This is a genomic window from Flavobacteriales bacterium (genome assembly GCA_013214975.1).
Taxonomy (GTDB): Bacteria; Bacteroidota; Bacteroidia; order DT-38; family DT-38; genus DT-38.
Genome location: JABSPR010000208.1, coordinates 1 through 1,519 on the forward strand (window position 1 = coordinate 1; position 1,519 = coordinate 1,519).

Annotated in this window: 2 protein-coding genes; one reads left to right on the forward strand and one right to left on the reverse strand. The window is 34.8% G+C overall.

The window, feature by feature from the left end; genetic code table 11:
* The coding region (locus tag HRT72_07115; GenBank protein ID NQY67476.1) for a hypothetical protein at positions 1 to 916 on the forward strand (916 nt) is incomplete at its 5' end.
* A gap of 15 nt (positions 917 to 931) precedes the next feature.
* Here HRT72_07115 and HRT72_07120 read toward each other — a convergent pair.
* Entirely contained in the window at positions 932 to 1,453 is a 522-nt protein-coding gene (locus tag HRT72_07120; protein ID NQY67477.1) for a DinB family protein, read from the reverse strand.
* Between the last annotated feature and the right edge of the window lie 66 nt (positions 1,454 to 1,519).

Here is a 1,519-nt window from a genome sequence, read left to right on the forward strand (position 1 = left end):
TAAGGCTTTTGAATCTGCTGATTTTGCCAAGAAAATTATTAGAAAAATTGGATACACGGATGCCTTTGTAGTTGCCTTCTTTGATGGAAAAAGAATTCCTTTAGATAACGGATTATCTACAATAAAAGAAGGTGATGGTGACTTTAGGTCTATATATCAAAGTTCTTTGGATAAAGAACTATCTGCCCTTAATGCTTCAGCAGCTGATATTGCTACAATAGCAAAAAGCACTAAAGTAGTTGATGCAACTTCTACAAATATTGCAAGTCTCAAAGGGTTGTTTTACACTATTCAAATTGGAGTATTTAGTAAACCAATTATTAAAGGGCCATTATTGCAATTACAGCCATTATTTAGAAATGTAACTTCAAGTGGGTTGATGAAGTACTCTTCTGGCATGTACTCTGACTTGGGTGTAGCTACTACAAAAAGAGATGATATAAGAAATACGCTTGTTAAAGATGCCTACATCGTAGCATATAATAATGGTGGCAAAGTTTCTATTCAGGAAGCCACGAATGTTGCATCAAATGGCGGATCAAGTGCTTTTGCTAAGATGCCAGTAGGGGCAACAAAATCAGTGGTTAAAACACCAGAGAAGAAAGAAATTGCTGACCATGAGGTGGATGCAAATGAAGTTAGATTTAAAGTCCAGATAGGATCTTATAAAGTAAACCTGACAGAAGAAGTTGCTTCATTGTTCTTTAAATTGGCTGGAAATCATGGCTTAGATCATTACAATAAACCAAATGGTGTTAAAGTTTATACCATTGGAGCATTCAAAAAATACTCTGAAGCCTCAGAGGAGAAAGTTCATATCAATGAAAATGGAATAGCTGATGCATTTATTGTTGCATTCCACGGTAAGAAAAGAATCTCGGTTACCGAAGCAATGAAAATTATAAGAGGAAGGTAAATTTATTTACTACTTCTAAAGTAGTGGAAGGTACTTTTCTCTAACAGTATTTGAGTGATGTGTACTGTGTCCCGAAGCTAACCACCCTACAATTCTAGCAGTTAAGATTACCCCGTTTCCTTTTCCCTCAAAATCAAGATTATCGAGATTCATTGTTTTGAATAGATGAATACTGGAGTTTCTTATTGCACTGAATTCTTGAATTAGATTTTCGAGCGTTACATTCTCTGAGTTATCATTGTTTGGATACTCAAGATGATTAAATCCTGTTAATTCCGTTGTGTCTTTTCTACTGTATCTAAAGGCCCCATATATAAAAGCTCGTTCAACGTCAGATAAATGTCTAATTACTTGTTTGATAGTCCACTTTCCTTCTTCGTATTGGAAGGATCCATTTTCCTCTTTAATACTTCCAAATAAACTAATCGTTGTCTCTTGTGATTCATGCAAAGAATCAATTAGGTCCTTTTTAGGAGCTACGTCAATAAATTTCGTGTAAAATGCCTTCGGATGTAGGTCTATTGGTTTTATAATCATGAGATGTTATTTGTCCCGTTTACTGTATATACTTTCATAATGTTCCACAATTGGAAAAGGATCGTA

Bases quoted from the DNA above. Each gene is read 5' to 3' on its own strand.
- HRT72_07120 (NQY67477.1), bottom strand. From the start codon at position 1,453: ATGATTATAAAACCAATAGACCTACATCCGAAGGCATTTTACACGAAA.